Raw genomic sequence first — 849 nt, forward strand, 5'->3', positions numbered from 1 at the left:
AGTCTGACGGCGGATGGCAAGGTGACTCTGGGCAATATACAGGCCAAAACGGATATCACCGTTAGCAGTAAAAGCATTAAAACGGCGGAACAGAGTCATGTGCAGGCAGGGGAAGATATCACGCTTGCCGCGAACACGTTGAACAACACCGGTAAGATTATCGCAGACGGTGACATGCGGTTATTTATCGACCATTTATACAATCAGAATAAGGGGCTGATTCAGGCAAATAATCATCTCTGGTTGCAAAAAGATGCGAGCGGTAATTTAAGCACTGAAATTAACAACACTTCAGCGACGCTGAAAACCAATAACGGCGATATCATTATTCGCGCAAAAGCGTTAAATAATGCCTGGGATGCCAGCGTCGCGGCGGGAATGAACGCTTATATCCATGCAACGAAGCTGGATAATGATGAAAGTCAGTTTCATGCGAAGAAAAATCTCATCTTAACCGGTCACGATTTTAACCGTGGGATGGACGGTAAACTCTCCGCCGATCTGAATGTGGTGGTTGATTTTATTAATAAATTCAACGGGACTGCGTTCATATCGGCTAAAAATATTCTGCTGCATGCCGGTGAAATTATTAACATAGGGCACCTCAACGCGGGCAATGATCTGTCCGTCATCGCCGAGCGTCGAATGTATGCCGGCCAGAGTACACTGGAGGCAAAGAGAAATCTGACCTTGATTGCGGGTAAAGATATTGATGCCTTTCAAGTCGAGCTGAAGGGCGAAAATGTTGAACTGCTTACGCGTGAAGGCGACATCCAGATGTGGGGGGACGGTTCTCGTATTTCGGCCAGCAACAATTTGCGGATGTTCGCGGATCACAAACTGGATCTC

At 46.8% G+C, this 849-nt stretch carries 1 pseudogene; it reads left to right on the forward strand.

From position 1 onward, the window contains the following. A pseudogene (locus ACGF49_RS24630) lies at positions 1 to 849 on the forward strand (hemagglutinin); the annotation flags it as partial.

The organism is Photorhabdus sp. RM96S, assembly GCF_042879335.1.
Classification (GTDB): domain Bacteria; phylum Pseudomonadota; class Gammaproteobacteria; order Enterobacterales; family Enterobacteriaceae; genus Photorhabdus; species Photorhabdus kayaii.